This window comes from Rhizobium sp. 18055 (assembly GCF_902706285.1).
GTDB lineage: Bacteria > Pseudomonadota > Alphaproteobacteria > Rhizobiales > Rhizobiaceae > Rhizobium.
Window position 1 is genome coordinate 384,420 of sequence record NZ_CACSKD010000003.1, and the last position, 17,896, is coordinate 402,315.

General features: G+C 61.9%; 17 protein-coding genes. 2 read left to right on the forward strand and 15 right to left on the reverse strand.

All coding sequences use genetic code 11. The features are described 5' to 3' along the window. Nucleotides 1-39: 39 nt before the first annotated feature. Nucleotides 40-1,917, reverse strand: a complete 1,878-nt coding sequence (locus GVL52_RS08130; protein WP_160005646.1) for an ABC transporter ATP-binding protein/permease — start codon at nucleotides 1,915-1,917, stop codon at nucleotides 40-42. Between the two features lie 202 nt (nucleotides 1,918-2,119). Further along, complete coding sequence (locus GVL52_RS08135) at nucleotides 2,120-4,120, reverse strand: Ig-like domain-containing protein (RefSeq protein WP_160005648.1); 2,001 nt, start codon at nucleotides 4,118-4,120, stop codon at nucleotides 2,120-2,122. 155 nt (nucleotides 4,121-4,275) lie between these two features. On the opposite strand from GVL52_RS08135, the gene GVL52_RS08140 reads away from it, so the two are divergent. Beyond that, entirely contained in the window at nucleotides 4,276-4,899 is a 624-nt protein-coding gene (locus tag GVL52_RS08140; RefSeq protein ID WP_160005650.1) for a TIGR00730 family Rossman fold protein, read from the forward strand. Between the two features lie 11 nt (nucleotides 4,900-4,910). On the opposite strand, the gene rarD is transcribed toward GVL52_RS08140, so the two are convergent. The 7 genes from rarD to cysS form a co-directional block, all read right to left on the reverse strand. Further along, complete coding sequence (gene rarD / locus GVL52_RS08145) at nucleotides 4,911-5,825, reverse strand: EamA family transporter RarD (RefSeq protein WP_160005652.1); 915 nt, start codon at nucleotides 5,823-5,825, stop codon at nucleotides 4,911-4,913. A 104-nt stretch (nucleotides 5,826-5,929) separates the two neighbouring features. Beyond that, nucleotides 5,930-7,546, reverse strand: coding sequence for a citramalate synthase (gene cimA, locus GVL52_RS08150; protein WP_160005654.1), 1,617 nt, complete (start codon nucleotides 7,544-7,546; stop codon nucleotides 5,930-5,932). A 70-nt stretch (nucleotides 7,547-7,616) separates the two neighbouring features. Then, complete coding sequence (gene pip / locus GVL52_RS08155) at nucleotides 7,617-8,573, reverse strand: prolyl aminopeptidase (RefSeq protein WP_160005656.1); 957 nt, start codon at nucleotides 8,571-8,573, stop codon at nucleotides 7,617-7,619. After that, nucleotides 8,570-9,046 carry a GFA family protein gene (locus tag GVL52_RS08160; protein ID WP_160005658.1) on the reverse strand — a complete coding sequence of 159 codons (477 nt, stop codon included), beginning with the start codon at nucleotides 9,044-9,046 and terminating at the stop codon, nucleotides 8,570-8,572. Before GVL52_RS08160 ends, pip begins: the two co-directional genes overlap by 4 nt. Further along, entirely contained in the window at nucleotides 9,043-9,531 is a 489-nt protein-coding gene (locus GVL52_RS08165; RefSeq protein ID WP_160005659.1) for a GFA family protein, read from the reverse strand. Before GVL52_RS08165 ends, GVL52_RS08160 begins: the two co-directional genes overlap by 4 nt. Continuing rightward, the gene (locus GVL52_RS08170; RefSeq protein ID WP_160005661.1) at nucleotides 9,528-10,007 is read right to left on the reverse strand and encodes a GFA family protein; all 480 of its coding nucleotides are present in this window, start codon (nucleotides 10,005-10,007) and stop codon (nucleotides 9,528-9,530) included. The genes GVL52_RS08165 and GVL52_RS08170 overlap by 4 nt, the downstream gene beginning before the upstream one ends. A gap of 199 nt (nucleotides 10,008-10,206) precedes the next feature. After that, nucleotides 10,207-11,613 (reverse strand): cysteine--tRNA ligase, encoded by a 1,407-nt coding sequence (gene cysS, locus GVL52_RS08175; protein ID WP_160005663.1) that lies wholly within the window; start codon nucleotides 11,611-11,613, stop codon nucleotides 10,207-10,209. A 434-nt stretch (nucleotides 11,614-12,047) separates the two neighbouring features. Between cysS and GVL52_RS08180 the strand changes: the two genes are divergently transcribed. Next, on the forward strand, nucleotides 12,048-12,704 hold the full coding sequence (locus GVL52_RS08180) for a GH25 family lysozyme (protein WP_160005910.1): 657 nt from the start codon (nucleotides 12,048-12,050) through the stop codon (nucleotides 12,702-12,704). Nucleotides 12,705-12,714: 10 nt separating this feature from the next. Here GVL52_RS08180 and GVL52_RS08185 read toward each other — a convergent pair whose 3' ends face one another. From GVL52_RS08185 to GVL52_RS08210, 6 genes are all read right to left on the reverse strand, one after another. Next, complete coding sequence (locus tag GVL52_RS08185; protein ID WP_160005665.1) at nucleotides 12,715-13,455, reverse strand: SDR family NAD(P)-dependent oxidoreductase; 741 nt, start codon at nucleotides 13,453-13,455, stop codon at nucleotides 12,715-12,717. Nucleotides 13,456-13,527: 72 nt separating this feature from the next. Next, nucleotides 13,528-15,018, reverse strand: coding sequence for an amidophosphoribosyltransferase (purF, locus tag GVL52_RS08190; protein ID WP_160005667.1), 1,491 nt, complete (start codon nucleotides 15,016-15,018; stop codon nucleotides 13,528-13,530). Nucleotides 15,019-15,164: 146 nt separating this feature from the next. Beyond that, nucleotides 15,165-15,794 (reverse strand): CvpA family protein, encoded by a 630-nt coding sequence (locus GVL52_RS08195; RefSeq protein WP_160005669.1) that lies wholly within the window; start codon nucleotides 15,792-15,794, stop codon nucleotides 15,165-15,167. 93 nt (nucleotides 15,795-15,887) lie between these two features. Continuing rightward, nucleotides 15,888-17,291 (reverse strand): DNA repair protein RadA, encoded by a 1,404-nt coding sequence (radA, locus tag GVL52_RS08200; protein WP_160005671.1) that lies wholly within the window; start codon nucleotides 17,289-17,291, stop codon nucleotides 15,888-15,890. A gap of 4 nt (nucleotides 17,292-17,295) precedes the next feature. Then, nucleotides 17,296-17,607 (reverse strand): type II toxin-antitoxin system RelE/ParE family toxin, encoded by a 312-nt coding sequence (locus GVL52_RS31330; protein WP_160005912.1) that lies wholly within the window; start codon nucleotides 17,605-17,607, stop codon nucleotides 17,296-17,298. Then, the gene (locus GVL52_RS08210) at nucleotides 17,603-17,878 is read right to left on the reverse strand and encodes a type II toxin-antitoxin system ParD family antitoxin (RefSeq protein ID WP_160005673.1); all 276 of its coding nucleotides are present in this window, start codon (nucleotides 17,876-17,878) and stop codon (nucleotides 17,603-17,605) included. The genes GVL52_RS31330 and GVL52_RS08210 overlap by 5 nt, the downstream gene beginning before the upstream one ends. Nucleotides 17,879-17,896: the final 18 nt, after the last annotated feature.

Here is a 17,896-nt window from a genome sequence, read left to right on the forward strand (position 1 = left end):
ATCCGGGCGGTAAAAGCCCCGGAATTGCCTTCCGGACCCTCAGGTGGCCGGTGCCAGCCGGTTGACTACGCCGAGGTCGTCGCTCTCGCGCACCTGCTTCAGATGCTCCTCGGCCTGCGTCGCTTCGCGCTGGCGGCTCCACATCGAGGCGTAGAGACCGTTCTTCAGCAGAAGTTCGGCATGCGTACCGCGCTCGGCGATCTCGCCGCTCTTCAGCACGATGATTTCGTCTGCGCCGATCACCGTCGATAGCCGGTGCGCAATCACCAGCGTCGTCCGGTTCTTCGAGACAATGTCGAGCGCCGCCTGGATTTCGCGTTCCGTGGTGGTATCGAGCGCCGATGTCGCCTCGTCGAGAATGAGGATCGGCGGTGCCTTGAGGATCGTGCGGGCAATCGCCACGCGCTGCTTCTCGCCACCGGAAAGCTTCAGCCCGCGCTCGCCAACCATCGTGTCGAAACCCTCGGGCAGCAGGTCGATGAAGTGGGCGATCTGCGCGATCTCGGCCGCCGTCTTCACCTCTGCCTCGCTGGCGGATGGTCGGCCGTAGCGGATGTTATAGGCGACGGTATCGTTGAACAGCACGGTATCCTGCGGAACCATGCCGATCGCCGTGCGCAGGCTCTTCTGCGTGACCTCGCGAACGTCCTGGCCATCGACGGTGATCGAGCCGCTCTGGATATCGTAGAACCGATAGAGCAGCCGCGACATCGTCGATTTGCCGGCGCCCGATGGCCCGACGATCGCCACTGTCTTGCCAGCAGGCACATCGAAGGAGATACCCTTTAGGATAGGCCGTGCCGCATCATAGGCGAAGTGTACGTCCTTGAACGAAATGGCACCCTGGCGGATGTCCAATGCCTTGGCATCAGGCGCATCCTTCACCTCGGCCTGTACCTCGAGCAGATCGAACATCTGCTCGATATCGGTGAGGCCCTGGCGGATTTCGCGGTAGACGAAGCCGATGAAATTCAATGGCACCGAGAGCTGCATCAGCATGGCGTTGACGAATACGAAATCGCCGATGGTCTGCTCGCCGCGCTGCACGGCCAGCGCCGAGAGAATCAGCATGACAGTGGTCCCGAGGCCGAAGATCACGCCCTGGCCGAAGTTCAGCCAGCCCAGCGACGTCCAGACGCTGGTCGCCGCCTTCTCGTAGCGCGCCATCGAGGCATCGAAGCGCTTGGCTTCCATATCCTCGTTGCCGAAATATTTGACCGTCTCGAAGTTGAGCAGCGAATCGATCGCCTTGGTGTTGGCGTCGGTATCGCTGTCGTTCATCGTCTTGCGGATCGAGATGCGCCAGTCACTGGCCCGGATGGTGAACCAGATATAGGCCCAGACGGTAAAGGCGGTGACGGCAAGATAGGAGAAGCCGTAGCCCCACCAGAAGATCACCGCCGTCAGCAGGAATTCGATCAGCGTCGGAATGGAATTGAGGATGGTGAAGCGAACGATCGTCTCGATGCCCTTCGTCCCGCGCTCGATGATGCGCGACAGGCCGCCGGTCTTGCGCTCCAGGTGAAAGCGCAGCGACAGCTCATGCATATGCACGAAGGTCTTGAACGCCAGTTGCCGCACCGCATGCTGGCCAACGCTGGCAAACAGCGCGTCGCGCAGCTGGTTCAGCGCCAACTGGATGAGGCGGGTGAGGTTATAGGCAATGACGAGCGCCGTTGCGCCGATGAACAGATCAGGCACCTTTCCGGCCAGATCCATCTTGCCGTTCAGCGCATCAGTCGACCACTTGAAGAAGTAGGGAACCAGCAGCAGTACGAACTTGGAGACCAGCAGATAGATCGCCGCCCAGACGACGCGCATCTTCAGGTCCGGGCGCCCTGTCGGCCACATGTAGGGCCAAAGGTTCACGAGCGTCTGCATCAGATTGGAGTCTGAAACTGTCTTGCCGTTTGCCATGCATGTCTCCGGCCCGCAAAGGGCTCTGGCCGTATCGTGTTGCCGGCAAAGGGGAAGGGGTGGCGCAGCGATTGAGGCGCCGCCGGATGTGATCGCCGTGACCGGCAGATAGGGCGTCGACAGGCGCAATGCAACAGATGGATATCACCGCAAAGAAACGGCCGGCATTCATGTCGATGCCGGCCGCTTTGTCTGTCTCGTTCTAGAGGTGTTCGCCCGAGAGCCGCTTGCGGTGCATCTCTTCGGCATTCGGCAGCGCGTCCTTCGGCAGACCGAAGACCTGGCCCGGCAGAATACGGTCGGGGTTGATGATCTTGTCCTCGTTGGCGACATAGATCGTCGTGTAGCGAACGCCGAGGCCATAGATGCGGCGCGAGATCTGCCACAGCGTGTCGCCACGGCGGATGATCACGGTTTCCTTGCTCTCCTGTAGCGGTGCCTGCTCGATCGTCGCCGGCCCGCCGTCGCCACTGGCGACTTCGTTGGCTCCCGGAGCGGCCGGTGCTGCCGGTGCTGCCGGCGGCGCGGTCAGGTCGGCGATCATCGCGCCGAGCTTGGCAAGTGCCGCACCGATGGAGTTTGCATCCCGGGGCAGGGCCTGCAGCATCTTCAGCGCATCATTGGCCTTCATCGAGGCAGAGGTCACGCGGTCCTTGAAGTCGGCGGTCGCATCGGCCGCCGCGCGGAAATCCACGATCGACTTCAGCGCGAACTCGTTGGCCGAGCGGGCTGCCGCAAGCTGTTCGTTGCCGGGGATCTTGCCATCGCTGAACAGGCCGCTCAACAGCGCGAATGCCTTGGATGCGTCGTTCTTGAGCTTGCCAAGCGCGCCCTCGTCAAGCGAGAGCATCGGAGGCGTCGGGGCGCCGGCAGGTGCGCCGGTCTGTGCTGCGACCGTGACTTGGTTGCCTTCCGGCCGGTTGAAGTTGACCGAGGCGCGAACCAGAACCTTGCCGGCAGCATCGACCACATCGACGCGGATCTTGTGATCGCCGACGGCAAGCGGCATCACGCCGTCAATGACGAAATGGCCATCGGGACCGGCCTTCGCCTTGCCGACCAGTCTGTCGTCGGCATAGCCGAACACATTTGCCGAGGGCTTTGCGGTGCCGGCCACGAAGATCTTGTCGCCTTCGATCTCGACGGCGTTGACCATCACGTCAGCCGCTGCGGTAGCGGCAGCCGGCGCGGTTGTGGCGTCCGCAGGTGTCGGCGCCGGAGCCTGCTGCGGGGTTGCCGCTGCCTGGTCCGTCACAGTGCTGTTGTTTGCCGCGGCAGGCGGCGTCACGCCCGGCGCGGTGATGATCCGGCTGGCTGTGCCCGGCTTCGAGACCATCGCCAGCAGTTGCGATGCATTGCCGTCCTTCGGGATGGAAATCGTCGCGACCTCTTCGGAGGTTGTCACCTTGCCGTCCTTGCCGGTCGCGCGCAGTTGCAACTGGTGATCACCACCAGCCAGCGGGGTGTCCAGAACAGCCGCGAAGTCGCCGCTGGCGCCGACATCCGTGCCCATCAGCACCTTGTCGCCGTCGATGATTTCAAGCTTGCTGTTCGGCTCGGCGGTGCCGGCGATGACGGTGGAACCATCCGGCTCGACACGCAGAACGTCGAACGTCGGCAGTTTCGGACCTTCGGCAACAGGTGCTGCGGCATTGTCGGGCGTCTGGTCGGCTGCAGGTGCGGCCGGTTCCGGCGCCCCCGTCAGCGCAGCTTCTGCGCGGGCAATGGCGGCAGCAGCATCGGCAATCGTCTCCGGCAGCGCCTGAATGATGGCGAGCGCCTTGGCAGCGCCCTCCTTGGCTTTCTGAACAGCTGCCGCGGTGATCGGGTTGGTGCCCTCGGGAGCGGCAAAATCGGCCAGGGACTGGAGCGCCGTTGTCGTCTTGGTCTTGGCAGCGGCGAACACGTCGTCGGTCGGCCCCTTGCCATCGGCAAACAGCGCCTTAAGTTCTGTAATCGCTTGTCCGGCTGCCGTCGTCAGGCCGCCGAGCTTCTGCGCCGTCGCCGCATCGTCTGGTGCGGTGGTTCGTGCTGTCTTGGCGGATTCGGCAACGGTATTCTTGACCTCGGAGCCTGCCTGATTGATTGCGTCGCCAACCTTTGTGCCGTCGCCGTTGATGCGGGGCATGACGACAAAGACCATCAACAGAATTGCGATTGCGAGTACTGCAAGGGCCAGCAAGCCGGCTCGGTTTTTCATCATTAAGGCTCCCCAGGCGGCAAACATGCCAGACTTCCTGAAATTGCTAGCGATTCCCGTTGCTTTGCACAAGCAGTCAAAGTAGCCGGACAAATGTAAGATGCATGTTTTCTGTCATTTTTCTTGACTGAACACAGAGAGAATAGTTGTTTGCCCCTATGACAGATCAATCTCATTCCATTCGCTCCATCTGTGTCTACTGTGGTTCGCGCCCCGGTAGCGATCCCAGCCACATGGCCGCCGGCCGTGCATTGGGCAAGGAAATCGCCGATTACGGCCTGCGCCTGATCTACGGCGGCGGCACCAAGGGCATCATGGGAGCGGTGGCGAGCGGCACGCTCTCGAACGGCGGTCAGGTGACCGGCATCATTCCCGAGTTCCTGATCGACATGGAGGCGACACGCCACTCGCTCGGCCAGCTTAACGAGCTGATTGTAACCCCGGACATGCATGCGCGCAAACACACGATGTTCGAGCGCTCGGATGCCTTCGTGGCATTGCCCGGCGGCATCGGCACGCTCGAGGAAATCATCGAGATCATGACCTGGGCACAGCTCGGCCGTCATGAAAAGCCGATGATCTTTGCCAACATCAACGGTTTCTGGGATCCGATGATGGAGCTGCTGCGTCACATGACAGACGAGGGCTTCATCCACACCGCCCATCGCGTCCAGCCCTTGGTCATCGACAACATCTCGGAAATCATCCCGACGATCATGGCGCAGGCGGCAGAACTTGCATCCGACCGGGACGGCGAGGAAGCCGTGATCTCGAAGATGTGAAAGTCGGGGCGCTAACGCCCCCGGCTATTTCTGATCATCGACCAGCTATAGAGAAACAGCCCTGCCCAGATCAGCGGGAAGGCGATCATCTGCGCGGTACCGAGCGGCTCCTTGAAGACGAAGACGGCGATCAGGAAGATCATCGTCGGCGCGATATACTGCATGATCCCGATGGTCGACAGCTTCAGCAGCTTGGCGCCGTTGGCATAGATCATCAGCGGCACCGCCGTCACCAGCCCGCAGCCGAGCAGCAGCCCCGTATCGGCCCATCCTGTGCGGTAGAAATGGCCTTCGCCGCTGCCGAATTCGAGATAGAGGATGTAGAAGAAAGCAGGGACGCTGAGGATCAGCACCTCGAGAAAAAAGCCCTGGTTGGGACCGAGCGGCAACGTCTTGCGAAGCAGCGCATAGAGCCCCCAGGAGATCGTCAGCGTCAGCGAAATCCACGGCACATGGCCGCTATCGACCGCGAGGATGACGACCGCAAGGCCCGCCAGCACGATCGCTGCAATCTGGACCGGACGCAGCTGTTCCTTGAGCACGACGGCGCCGAGAAGAATACTGAACAGCGGATTGATGAAATAGCCGAGCGCCGCATCGATCGAATGACCGGCGCCGATCGCCCACACATAGGTGCCCCAGTTCACGGTAATCAGCGCGGCCGTCAGTGCCGCCATCGCCAGCAGACGCGGCGAGCGCAGCGCCATACGGACATCGTCCGTGCGGCCGAGGACGACGAGGACGATGCCCGCCAACGGCAGCGACCACAGAATGCGGTGCGCGATGACCTCGGCAGGCGAGATATGGGCGACCGCCTTCATGTAGATCGGCAGAAAGCCCCACAGCAGATAGGCCGTGAGTGCGAAGGCAAAACCGCGCGGGCTGTCCTCGTTCTTGATCAACGGCGCGCTTGCATCGGCAGACATCGGGTGCTTCCATTATTGTACTGATTGAGGACCCGGTTAGCGTAACGGCCGTGAATAGGCCAATTCATTTCATTGAACGAATATGCAGCGCGTTTGATCGCAGCCTATTCTGCCGCAATCTTGCCTGCCAGCTGCCGGTTCTTCATCAGTTTATAAATCACCGAATCCATCAGGGCCTGGAAAGAAGCGTCGATGATGTTCTCCGACACCCCGACCGTCCACCAGCGCACGCCGTCACTATCGGTCGATTCGATCAGGACGCGGGTGATCGCCTCGGTGCCGCCATTGAGGATACGCACCTTGAAATCGGCCAGAACGAGGTCGTCGATCTCGTGCTGGTACTTGCCGAAATCCTTGCGCAATGCCAGGTCGAGCGCGTTGACAGGGCCATCGCCTTCGGCCACCGACATCACCGTCTGGCCGTCGATGCCGAGCTTGACCACCGCTTCCGAGACGATCTTCACCTGTCCGTGCGAATCGAACCGCCGCTCGACCATCACCCGAAAACCTTCGACCGAGAAGAACTCCGGGATGGTTCCCAGCGTCCTGCGGGCCAGCAGTTCGAAGCTGGCATCGGCCCCTTCATAGGCGTAGCCCGACGCTTCGCGGTCCTTCACCAGCGAGATCAACTGGTCGAGCTTCGGATCGTCCTTGCCGACCTCGATGCCGCGGCGCTTCAGCGCGTTGATGAAATTCGCCTTGCCGCCCTGATCGGACACCATCACCTTGCGGAAATTACCGACGCTTTCGGGCGTCACATGCTCATAGGTGCGCGGATCCTTCAGCAGCGCCGAGGCATGGATGCCGGCCTTGGTGGCAAATGCGGAGGCGCCGACATAGGGCATCTGGTGATCGGGCGAGCGGTTCAGCAACTCATCGAAGGCATGCGACAGCCGCGTCAGGTTCAACAGCCGCTCTGCATCGATGGCGGTTTCGAAGCGTGACGAATAGGTCTCCTTCAGCGCCAGCGTCGGGATCAGCGTTATAAGATTGGCGTTGCCGCAGCGCTCACCGATGCCGTTGAGCGTACCCTGGAGTTGCCGAACGCCGGCTTCGACCGCGGCCAGCGAATTGGCCACCGCCTGGCCGGTATCATTGTGAGCATGCATGCCAAGACAGTGTCCCGGAACGCCCGCCGCGATGGTTGCCTCGACAATCGCACGGACCTCGGGGGGCTGCGTGCCGCCATTGGTGTCGCAAAGCACGATCCAGCGTGCGCCGGCATCGTAGGCTGTCCTGGCGCAGGCCAGCGCATACTCAGGATTGGCCTTGTAGCCGTCGAAGAAATGCTCGCAATCGACCATCGCCTCCTTGCCTGCAGCGACCGCCGCCTTGACGCTTTCCGAGATGCTTTCGAGGTTCTCCTCGTTCGAACAGCCGAGCGCTACCTTCACATGGTAATCCCAGCTCTTGGCGACGAAACAGATCGCATCGCTCTTTGCCTGCAGCAGCGTCGCCAGCCCCGGATCGTTGGAGGTGGAAACGCCGGCGCGCTTGGTCATGCCGAATGCGACGAAAGAAGCACGCCTGGTGCGCTTCTCGCTGAAGAAGGCGGTATCGGTCGGGTTGGCACCGGGATAGCCGCCCTCGATGTAGTCGAGGCCGAACTCGTCGAGCATGGTGGCGATCGAAATCTTGTCCTCGACGGAAAAGTCGATCCCGGGCGTCTGCTGACCGTCCCTGAGCGTCGTGTCGAAGAGGTAGATTCTGTCTCTGGCCATTGCGATGCCTCCCGGGCGATAACTGCTTTTGTGTTTTATGCTTGGGGGGCTGACATCCGCAGATGCCAGCCTATTTCCCCGCAAACATATCCGTAGCCCGAATCAACCGGTCAAGAATCCCCGGCTCAGAATAGGCATGCCCGGCACCCTCGATCAGATGGAAATCCGCTCTCGGCCAGGCCTTGTGCAGCGCCCAGGCGTATCGTGCCGGGCAGGGCATGTCGTAACGCCCGTGCACGATCAGCCCCGGAATATCCTTGAGCTTGTGCGCGTCACGCAGAAGCTGGCCTTCCTCCATCCAGCCGGCATTGACGAAGAAATGGTTCTCGATGCGCGCAAACGCATAGGCGAACTCGGCCTCCTCGAACTTGCCGCTGGTCGAAGCCTCCGGCAGAAGCGTGATCGTCTCGCCTTCCCATATGCTCCAGGCCTTGGCAGCCTCGAGCCGCACGGCCTTGTCCTCATGCGTCAGCCGCCGATGATAGGCGAACATCATCTCGTGGCGCTCTTCCGGCGGGATCGGCGCAATGAAGCGCTCCCACTTGTCGGGAAACATCTCGGAGACGCCGAACTGATAGTACCAGTCGAGTTCACCCTTGGTCAGCGTATAGATGCCGCGCACGATCAGCTCCGACACATGCTCCGGATACTTTTCCGCATAGGCGAGCGCCAGCGTCGAGCCCCAGGAACCGCCGAACACCTGCCACTTCTCGGCACCGGCCATCTCGCGCAGCCGCTCGATATCGGCCACCAGATGCCAGGTGGTGTTGGCGTTGAGATCCGCATGCGGCGTCGAGCGGCCGCAGCCGCGCTGGTCGAACAACGTCACGTCATAGAGCGCCGGGTCAAACAGCCGCCGATGGCTCGGGGCGATGCCGCCGCCAGGGCCGCCGTGCAGGAACACCGCAGGCTTGGCGCCCGGCGTGCCTGAGCGTTCCCAATAGATCACATGGCCATCGCAGACATCGAGATGGCCCGACGCATAGGGTTCGATCTCGGGATAGAGTGTGCGCAGAACGTCAGTCATATTTTCACGCCTCGGGCTGGCCAGATATTGGTGTCGTGATCGGGATGCTGGAAGGAGATGATCGCTTCCTGCCGCGCATAGAAATCCGGATCGGTATGGACTGGCTGGTCGAAAATCGTCTCGACCCATGGGATGCGTGCGCCGTAGTTCACCTGAACCTGCGGCGCCAGATCGCTGCGGTCGTCAAAGGTGCCGATCGCCAGCTCCAGTCCGCCCGGATGCCGGTAGATCATCGGCGTGCCGCAATCCCTGCAGAAGCCGCGCTCGATGTTGATGGAGGACTGGAAGTAGCTCGGTTCGCCGCGCGTCCACTCCATGCCCTCGTCAGGCGTCGTTACCAGCGCCGAGAAGAACCCGCCGAACTGCTTCTGGCACATCCGGCAATGGCAGATCGACGGTCGCCCGAGCTTGCCGCTGATGCGGAAACGCACGGCGCCACATTGGCAGCCGCCTGTTCGAATGGGTTCGCTCATGATGATGCTCCGGATGGCCAACTGGCCGTGTCATGGTCGGGATGTTGATGATTGCTCGCCGCAATCGCATTCTCGCGATCCGGCATGCCGTCGGCGGCTTCAATGGGCAGGCCGTCGAGTTCGTGAAACCAGGGCACCTTGCGCCCGGTATTCGACTGTGCCACGGGCCTCACGGCTTGCGGATCATCCAGCGAGCCGAGCGTGATGTTGATGAAGTCGGCGCCAGGCATCTCGTAGAACAGCGGTGTTCCGCAAATTCCGCAGAAGCCTCGCCGGACCAGATCGGACGAGTGAAACCACGTCGGATCACTGCGAGTGAGGGCGAAATCGGACCGCGCTATGGCTGCCATAGGCATAAAGTAACTGCCGGCCGCTTTCTGGCACATGCGGCAATGGCAAAGATGCGGGTAGCCGAGTTCACCCGTGGCGCGATAACGAACCGCGCCGCACTGGCAGCCTCCGCTCATCGGTGCAGCCGCGGTCACGGGCTCTCCTCTTTGGGCCAACTGGCCGTGTCGTGGTCGGGATGCTGGTAGGAAACCAGATCGAGCACGAAGGGCGCTGCCTCCGCGTCCTCTTCCGTCTCGCGGGCAGGCAATTCGTGCAGATGATCGACGAAGTCGATCTTCCGCTCGGTGCCATACTGGATGACCGGTGGTAGCGCCGAGGGATCGTCGAACGCGCCTGCCGCAATCGCCATGCCGTCGGGTGCCTCATAGGTCAACGGTGTGCCGCAATCGGCGCAGAATCCGCGCTCCACCACGTTGGAGGACCGAAATTTCTTCCGCTCGCCACGCGTCCACTCGATCTCCGCGCCGCGCACGGACACCAGTGGCGCATAATAGGCACCGAACGCCTTCTGGCACATGCGGCAATGACAGATCGACGAATCCGTGAGCATGCCCCGCACCCGGAAACGGATCGCGCCGCACTGGCAGCCGCCGGTGTAGGTCGCAGTCATGGGTGAGCTCTCCATACCGTTGCAGATGGAAGTAAGGACCCCTCCCCACAAGGGAGAAGGCTAAGCCGTGGTGATGGTCCTGCCCAACTGAAGCGAGATTCGACCGCGACGTCGAGGTTGTGTCGAGAGGCGGCGGCAAGGAAGCCCCGCCCCCTTGTGGGGAGGGGTTGGGGAGGGGTCTTTTCGAAAACCGCCAGCGTCACCGCTTCACCTCCCACGTCGTCACCCGCGCACCCGTCGCTGCATCCTTGCCATCCTTCAACTGGATGCCCTCGGCCAGCAGCGTGTCGCGGATCTTGTCGGCCTCGGCGAAGTTCTTGGCGTTGAGCAACTCCAGCCGCGCCTTCACCCGCCGGTCGATCTCGATCGCCACCGCCTCGTCGATCTCCGCCATCGCAGGCAACAGCCCGAGCAAAGCAGCACTCGCCGCAAACACCGGCAGCAACGTCTTGTCGGCATTGGCCTCCTGCGCCAGCGCATGCAGCGCCTGCACGGCCGCAACCGTGTTGAGGTCGTCGCCAAGCGCATCCATCACGCTTGCCGCCGGTGCCGCATCGCCAAGCTCGGCAGCCGGCCATTTCGCCAGCAGCCGTTCAGCCTCTTCCAGCCGCTTGATCGAGAAATCGATCGGCTCGCGGTAATGCGTCATCAGCATCGCCAGCCGCAGAACATCGCCCGGCCATTGACGGCCGCCGAATTTCTCCGTCGCCAGCAACTCGTTGATGGTGATGAAGTTGCCTTCAGACTTCGACATCTTGCGGCCTTCGACCTGCACGAAGCCGTTGTGCATCCAGACATTCGCCATCACGTCTGTGCCATGGGCGCAACGCGACTGGGCGATCTCGTTCTCATGGTGCGGGAAGATCAGATCGAGCCCGCCGCCATGAATATCGAACACCTCGCCGAGATAGCGCTGGCTCATCGCCGAGCACTCGATATGCCAGCCCGGACGACCGCGACCCCAGGGGCTGTCCCAGCCGGGCTCGTTGTCGCTGGAGGCCTTCCAGAGCACGAAATCGCCGGGGTTCTTCTTGTGCGCATCAACGGCCACGCGGGCACCGGCCTGCTGCTCGTCGAGCGGACGCTTCGACAATTGCCCGTAATCGGCCATCGACTTGGTATCGAACAGCACTTCGCCTGAAGCCTCGTAGGCATGGCCGCGGGAAAGCAGCCGCTCGATGATCTCGATCATCTGCGCAATATTGTCGGTCGCCCGCGGCTCGACCGTCGGCGCGAGGCAGCCGAGAGCCGCCACGTCGTCGTGGAACTGCTTGGCGGTCTTTTCGGTCACTGCATGGATCGCATCGTTCAACGACAGGCTCGGATGATCTCTGAGCGCCCGGGCGTTGATCTTGTCATCGACGTCGGTGATGTTGCGCGCATAGGTGACGTGATCGGCGCCGTAGACGTGGGCAAGCAGCCGGAACAGCACGTCGAAGACGATGACCGGGCGGGCATTGCCGATATGCGCGAAGTCGTAGACGGTCGGGCCGCAGACATACATGCGGACGTTTTTCGGATCGATCGGTGCAAACACCGTCCGTTCGCGCGTCAGCGTGTTGTACAGCTTGAGTTCCGGCGTCTTCGATCCCGACTGGCCGTCCATGTCTATTCTCCCAAAATGCTACGATCCGAAAAAGCACTCTACCGCCGGCGGGCCGGGGCGTTTCTCATCTTGGGTATTTGGGAGACGAAAACGGCCAGGCCAGCGAGCGCGCTAGCGAATAATCTTCCGGCAGATGATGCAGGTAACCGTTTTCATGGCGGGTTTTATGGCGCGGGTTTGGGGTTTGGTCAAGGGGGTGAGAAGCGGTCGGGCGCAGCCAGGCAATCGATCCGGCTGATCGGTTGTAGCATCGAAAGGCCGAAGCTCAAGCGCAGGGCCGGGCGGTTGTCACATCTCTCGACGACAACAGATCTCTACCAGCCACGGATCGAAAAGATTGAAGGGAACCCGCGTTGAAGCGAAGATACCAAGCCGTAGCCGTTGCGATCATTCTGGCTGTCGCATCCGCAGCCTATCTGGCGTACGATCGCGCCATGGCGCCTTTTTCTCCTCCCTCGCTTGCAGACTACCCCATCCAGGGCATCGATATCAGCCACCATCAGGGTGCCATCGACTGGAAGATGCTGGCCGCCCAGCCCAATGTCCGCTTTGCCTTCATGAAGGCCACCGAGGGTGGCGACCACCGCGACGCCCGCTTTGCCGAGAACTGGCAGGCCGCAAAAGAAGCCGGCATCGTCAGGGGCGCCTATCACTTCTTCACCTTCTGCCGCCCCGGCCGCGAGCAGGCGCAGAATGTGCTGGCGACGGTCCCGGTTGAGCCAGGCACGCTGCCGATCACCATCGATCTGGAATTCACCGGCAATTGCGGAAAAATCCCGACGCGCGAGGAACTGAGCGCCGAGATCAACGCCTTCTTCACCGAACTGAACGGCGCCTACGGGGCCAAGCCGATCGTCTACTTCGATCAGCCGTTCCATGATCAATATTTCAGGGGAAACGAGGCGAGTTTTCCCGAGCACTATCTGTGGCTGAGAAGCATTGCGGCGGAGCCAAGTGTCGCAGATTGCAGCATCTGGCAATTCGCCGACAATGGCACGCTGGATGGTATCGCCGGCCCCGTCGATCTCGACGCCCTATGCCCAGCCGAGACAGGCCTCTTCCGCCTGTTCCAGACAGCGGCATCGAAATAAGCGGAACTGACTATTCCGGCAGCCGGTAATCGACGAGCTTGTTCTCGCGGACGACGAACAGTTTTCCGGTCTCGGTGAAATCAGGGCCGAGGAGCGGCAGGATCGCCTTGGCCACGTCGGAAGGATGCGGCAGCGTCTCCGGATCTTCGCCGGGAACCGCCTGCGCGCGCATCGCCGTGCGGGTGGCGCCCGGATCGACGCTGGTGACGCGCAGTGGCGTGCTCTGGCTCTCTCCGGCCCAGGTGCGTGCCAGCGCCTCGACGGCAGCCTTGGAGGCGGAGTAGGGGCCCCAGAACGGGCGACACTTGTGCGCGGCAGCCGACGACAGGATCACGGCGCGGCCTGCGTCCGAGCGGGCCAGCAGCGGATCGACGGAACGGATCAGCCGCCACGTCGCGGTGACGTTGATGGTCATCACCTTCTCGAAGGTCTTCGCCTCGATATGGCCGATCGGCGAGATCACCCCGAGCACGCCCGCATTGGCAACGAGGATGTCGAGCTTGCCCCAGCGTTCGAAGATCGAGGCCCCCAGCGCATCGATGGCGTTCATGTCGGCAAGGTCGAAGGGAACCAGTGTCGCCGAGCCGCCGAGCGCCTTGATGGCATCGTCGAGGTCCTCAAGGCCACCGACGGTTCGGGCGCAGGCCACCACATGCGCCCCGGCCTTGGCCAGTTCGAGCGCGGTGAAATAGCCGATACCGCGCGATGCGCCGGTGACGAGTGCGACCTTGCCGGTGAGATTGGTGCTCATTGAAACCCATTCCGTATTCGCGGGGAGGGAGGGGCACGACTGGCCCCTCGATCGAGGTGAAGCGGCCTGGGATCAGCCGTTGCTGGCCATCACAGCAAGCTTGCGCACATTGCTGGTGCTGTCGTTATCAAGCAGGCGTGTCGGGTAGTCACCGGTGAAGTAATGGTCGGTGAACTTCGGATTGGCCGCATCGCGATTTTCGCCGCCCACCGCACGATAGAGCCCGTCGATCGACAGGAACTCGAGCGAGTCAGCGCCGATATATTCGCACATCGCCTTCAGGCTGGAATACTGGTTGGCCAGCAGCTTGTCGGCGTCTGGCGTGTCGATGCCGTAGAAATCGGGGAAGTAGATCATCGGGCTGGCAACGCGGATATGCACTTCCTTGGCGCCGGCATCGCGGATCATCTGCACGATCTTCAGCGACGTCGTGCCGCGCACGATCGAATCATCGACCAGCACCACGCGCTTGCCTTCGATCATCGCCTTGTTGGCCGAGTGCTTCAGCTTGACGCCGAAGGCGCGAATCTGCTGCGTCGGCTCGATGAAGGTGCGGCCGACATAGTGGTTGCGGATGATGCCGTATTCGAACGGAATGCCGCTTGCCTGCGCAAAACCGAGCGCTGCCGGCGTGCCGCCATCGGGAACGGGCACGACAACGTCAGCCTCGACAGGTGCTTCCTTGGCAAGGTTGAAGCCCATGTTCTTGCGGGCGGTATAGACGCTGCGGCCGCCGACGACGGAATCAGGACGGGCGAAATAGACATATTCGAACAGGCAGAGACGCTCCGGCTTCGGCTGGTCGGCCTTGCGGGAATCGATGGTGATCGAGCCGTCAGGCTGGATCTCGCAGATCACCACTTCGCCATTCTCGACGTCGCGAATGTACTTGGCGCCGATGATGTCGAGCGCACAGGTCTCCGAACAGAAGATCGGCTTGCCATCCAGTTCACCCATGACCAGCGGACGAATGCCGATCGGATCGCGGGCGGCGATCAGCTTGGTGCGGGTCATCGCCAGCATCGAATAGCCGCCTTCCATCTGGCGGATGGCGTCGATGAAGCGGTCGGAAGAGGAGGCCTGCTTGGAGCGGGCGATCAGGTGCAGCACCACTTCGGTATCGGACGTCGCCTGGAAGATCGCGCCATCGGCGATCAGCATCCGGCGCATCGTCAGGCCGTTGGTGAAGTTGCCGTTATGGGCAACGGCAATGCCGCCGACTTCAAGTTCGGCAAACAGCGGCTGCACGTTGCGCAGCGCCACTTCGCCTGTCGTCGAATAGCGGGTGTGGCCGATCGAGATGAAGCCCGGAAGCTTCGCCAGCGTGACGGGATCGGTATAGTGGTCGCCAACCAGGCCCATGCGCTTTTCGGTATGGAACTGCTTGCCGTCAAAGGTGACGATACCGGCAGCTTCCTGGCCGCGGTGCTGCAAGGCATGCAGCCCGAGCGCCGTCAGTGTCGCGCCATCGGGATGGCCGAGGACGCCGAACACACCGCATTCCTCGTGCAGCGTATCGCCATCGAGTTCGTCGTTGAGCGTGGAGGAATGGGACTGGTTCATTGATGCGGGCCTTTGCTCTCACAAGAATGGAATTCTACTTCCGGAAACGACGTAGGCCCGGCAGAGCGTGTGCCCGGCCGGACCGTTATTCGCGTCCCCCTCAAATGGCAATTGCCATAGGCTGGGTCAAGCTGTTGAACACTGCGTCAATTAGACGGCTGCTGTGCACCATTGGCAGGGGCGGCGGGCGCGGCATCCTCGGCCGGCGCCTGATCCGAAGCCGGCGCATTGCCGGTCTCCGCACCGCTACCCTGCGGCTGAAGTTTATCCATCACGCTGGCACGGACCACCTGGGCAAACTCTGCCGGCAGCACCGCCTGCAACTTTACCACCATCGAATCCAGGAACGGCTTGGACTTGGCGTTGTTCACCCAGTTCGGGCGGTGATCCACATCGACAAGCCAGTTCCAGAATGCGGTGGCAACGACGAGCAGCAGTATGCCTCGCGCGGCACCGAACAGAAAGCCCAAAGTGCGGTCGAGCGCACCGATGCGGCTGTCGATGATGAAATCGGCGATCTTCATGGTGATGAACGAAATCACGATCAGCGCGATCAGGAACACGACGGCAGCCGAGCCGACGAGCGCGATGCGGTCGTCATCGGTGTATTTCTTGGCGTAGGGAACAAGATAAGGGTAGAAATAGTAGGCCGCAGCGGCAGAGCCGCCCCAGCTGGCGATCGAGAGAACTTCGCGGGAGAAGCCGCGCACCATTGCAAGTACGGCGGAAAAAAGCACGACGCCGATGACAATACCGTCGAAAATCGTAATGGGCATATATATTCAACTCCAGGACGTCCGCTTATCCGCGGCTCAGTCGCGCCTCATTGCGTGCATCCTATAGCATCACCGATGGCGGCGACGAAAGGATCAAACCTCATCTTCCACACGTCTCAAAGCGCCTTTCGAACCAGCGATCCGGGCGACCAGATCCGGCAGGCTTTCGATCTCGCTCCAGCGACCACCCGTGCCCTTCGGCAGCTCGGCGGACCCTGATGGAAGCAGCGCTGCAGAAAATCCGAGCTTCTCGGCTTCTTTGAGGCGCTGGTTCGTGTGCGCAACCGGCCGGACGGCGCCCGACAGGCTGACTTCGCCGAAATAGACACAATCGGCCGGAAGGGCAATACCGGCCAGCGACGAAACCAGCGCAGAAGCGACGGCCAGATCGGCTGCAGGCTCGGAAATCCGGTATCCGCCGGCAATGTTGAGGTAGACGTCGTGCTGCCCGAGCTTGACGCCGCAATGCGCCTCGAGCACCGCAAGGATCATCGACAGGCGCGCAGAATCCCAGCCGACGATCGCCCGTCGTGGTGTGCCGAGCGACGTCGGCGCCACCAGCGCCTGCACTTCGACCAGGATCGGCCTGGTTCCCTCCATGCCGGCAAACACGGCGGCACCCGGTGATTTCTCGTTGCGCTCGCCGAGAAACAGTTCGGACGGATTGGCGACTTCTCGCAGCCCCTTGTCCGACATCTCGAACACGCCGATCTCGTCCGTCGGCCCGAAGCGGTTTTTCACCGTGCGTAGGATGCGGTAGTGGTGGCCACGGTCGCCTTCGAAATAGAGCACGGCATCGACCATATGCTCGACCACCCGCGGCCCGGCGATCTGCCCGTCCTTGGTGACATGGCCGACCAGCACCATGGCCGCACCCGTCTGCTTGGCGAAACGGATCATCGCCTGCACGCCGGTGCGCACCTGCGTCACCGTGCCGGGCGCGGAATCGGCCAGATCGCTCCACAGTGTCTGGATCGAATCGATGATGACAAGATCCGGCCGCTTGCCCTCCGCCAGCGTCGCCAGGATATCCTCGACATTGGTTTCTGCCGCCAAAAGCACATCGGTATCGGCCGCCTGCAGGCGCTGCGCCCGCAACCGCACCTGCGCGACGGCTTCTTCACCCGAGACATAGATGATCCGATGCCCGCGCCGCGACAGCGCTGCCGCGCCCTGCATCAGCAGCGTCGACTTGCCGATGCCCGGATCGCCGCCGATCAGCACCGCCGACCCGCGCACGAAGCCGCCCCCGAGCGCCCGGTCGAGTTCCGAAATGCCGGTGTGGATGCGCGGAGCTTCCTCGATCTCGCCCGAAAGTGCTGTCAGCGCCACAGGGCGGCCCTTCTTCGGGGTTTTGGTCGGCCCGCCGCCGATCCCCCCCATCGGGTCTTCCTCGACGATGGTGTTCCACTCGCCGCAGCCCTCGCACTTGCCCGCCCAGCGGTTATGGATGGTGCCGCAGCCCTGGCAGATGAATTGTGTTCTAGCCTTTGCCATGAAGTCAGTCGTTGCTTTCGCTAAAATCGTCGGGCGAGATATCGCGGCGACCGTGGAGGATGCGCACCACGAATAAGCAATCGTCATCCATGGTGAAAAAGATTATCCGCTGGCGATAGGCCAAGCTGCGAATGCCGATCCCGAACTCCTCGTGGTTCGTTCCACCAATGCCGAGATCGGCAAGCGAACGGACCTTGCGGTAGACATCGAGGATGAAGTCATCAGCGGCTTGTGGATTATCCAGAGAAATATGATTGTGGATTTGTTGAAGATCCGAGCGGGCAGAGCTGGACCAGATGGCCCGTCGCCGCCTAATGGCCGGTCCCCGTCTTCTTCACGTCGTCTGCTGGCATCTGCTTGATATCATCAAGCATTTCCTCCGCAGAACCATATTCGTGGATGCGGCCGCTCTCGATGTCGTCAGTTCCCAGCCGAACTAGCCGCCTCAACTCGGCATCTCCGCCTTCCTTGCTGCCCAGCAGCCGTAGCCCCGCAGCAACGACCGCGTCGGCATCCTTGTAGATCCCGGCTTTCACCTGCTCATCAATGAACTCGCGCTGCTTTTTATCGAGATGGATCTCGGTCATTTCGATCTCCTTTTGTTC

Coding starts and splice junctions, on each gene's coding strand:
- GVL52_RS08160 (WP_160005658.1), bottom strand. CDS start 9,046: ATGAGCGAACCCATTCGAACAGGCGGCTGCCAATGTGGCGCCGTGCGT.
- GVL52_RS08180 (WP_160005910.1), top strand. CDS start 12,048: ATGGCGCCTTTTTCTCCTCCCTCGCTTGCAGACTACCCCATCCAGGGC.
- cysS (WP_160005663.1), bottom strand. CDS start 11,613: ATGGACGGCCAGTCGGGATCGAAGACGCCGGAACTCAAGCTGTACAAC.
- GVL52_RS08185 (WP_160005665.1), bottom strand. CDS start 13,455: ATGAGCACCAATCTCACCGGCAAGGTCGCACTCGTCACCGGCGCATCG.
- GVL52_RS08135 (WP_160005648.1), bottom strand. CDS start 4,120: ATGATGAAAAACCGAGCCGGCTTGCTGGCCCTTGCAGTACTCGCAATC.
- GVL52_RS08210 (WP_160005673.1), bottom strand. CDS start 17,878: ATGACCGAGATCCATCTCGATAAAAAGCAGCGCGAGTTCATTGATGAG.
- GVL52_RS08170 (WP_160005661.1), bottom strand. CDS start 10,007: ATGACTGCGACCTACACCGGCGGCTGCCAGTGCGGCGCGATCCGTTTC.
- purF (WP_160005667.1), bottom strand. CDS start 15,018: ATGAACCAGTCCCATTCCTCCACGCTCAACGACGAACTCGATGGCGAT.
- radA (WP_160005671.1), bottom strand. CDS start 17,291: ATGGCAAAGGCTAGAACACAATTCATCTGCCAGGGCTGCGGCACCATC.
- GVL52_RS08140 (WP_160005650.1), top strand. CDS start 4,276: ATGACAGATCAATCTCATTCCATTCGCTCCATCTGTGTCTACTGTGGT.
- GVL52_RS08195 (WP_160005669.1), bottom strand. CDS start 15,794: ATGCCCATTACGATTTTCGACGGTATTGTCATCGGCGTCGTGCTTTTT.
- pip (WP_160005656.1), bottom strand. CDS start 8,573: ATGACTGACGTTCTGCGCACACTCTATCCCGAGATCGAACCCTATGCG.
- GVL52_RS08130 (WP_160005646.1), bottom strand. CDS start 1,917: ATGGCAAACGGCAAGACAGTTTCAGACTCCAATCTGATGCAGACGCTC.
- rarD (WP_160005652.1), bottom strand. CDS start 5,825: ATGTCTGCCGATGCAAGCGCGCCGTTGATCAAGAACGAGGACAGCCCG.
- cimA (WP_160005654.1), bottom strand. CDS start 7,546: ATGGCCAGAGACAGAATCTACCTCTTCGACACGACGCTCAGGGACGGT.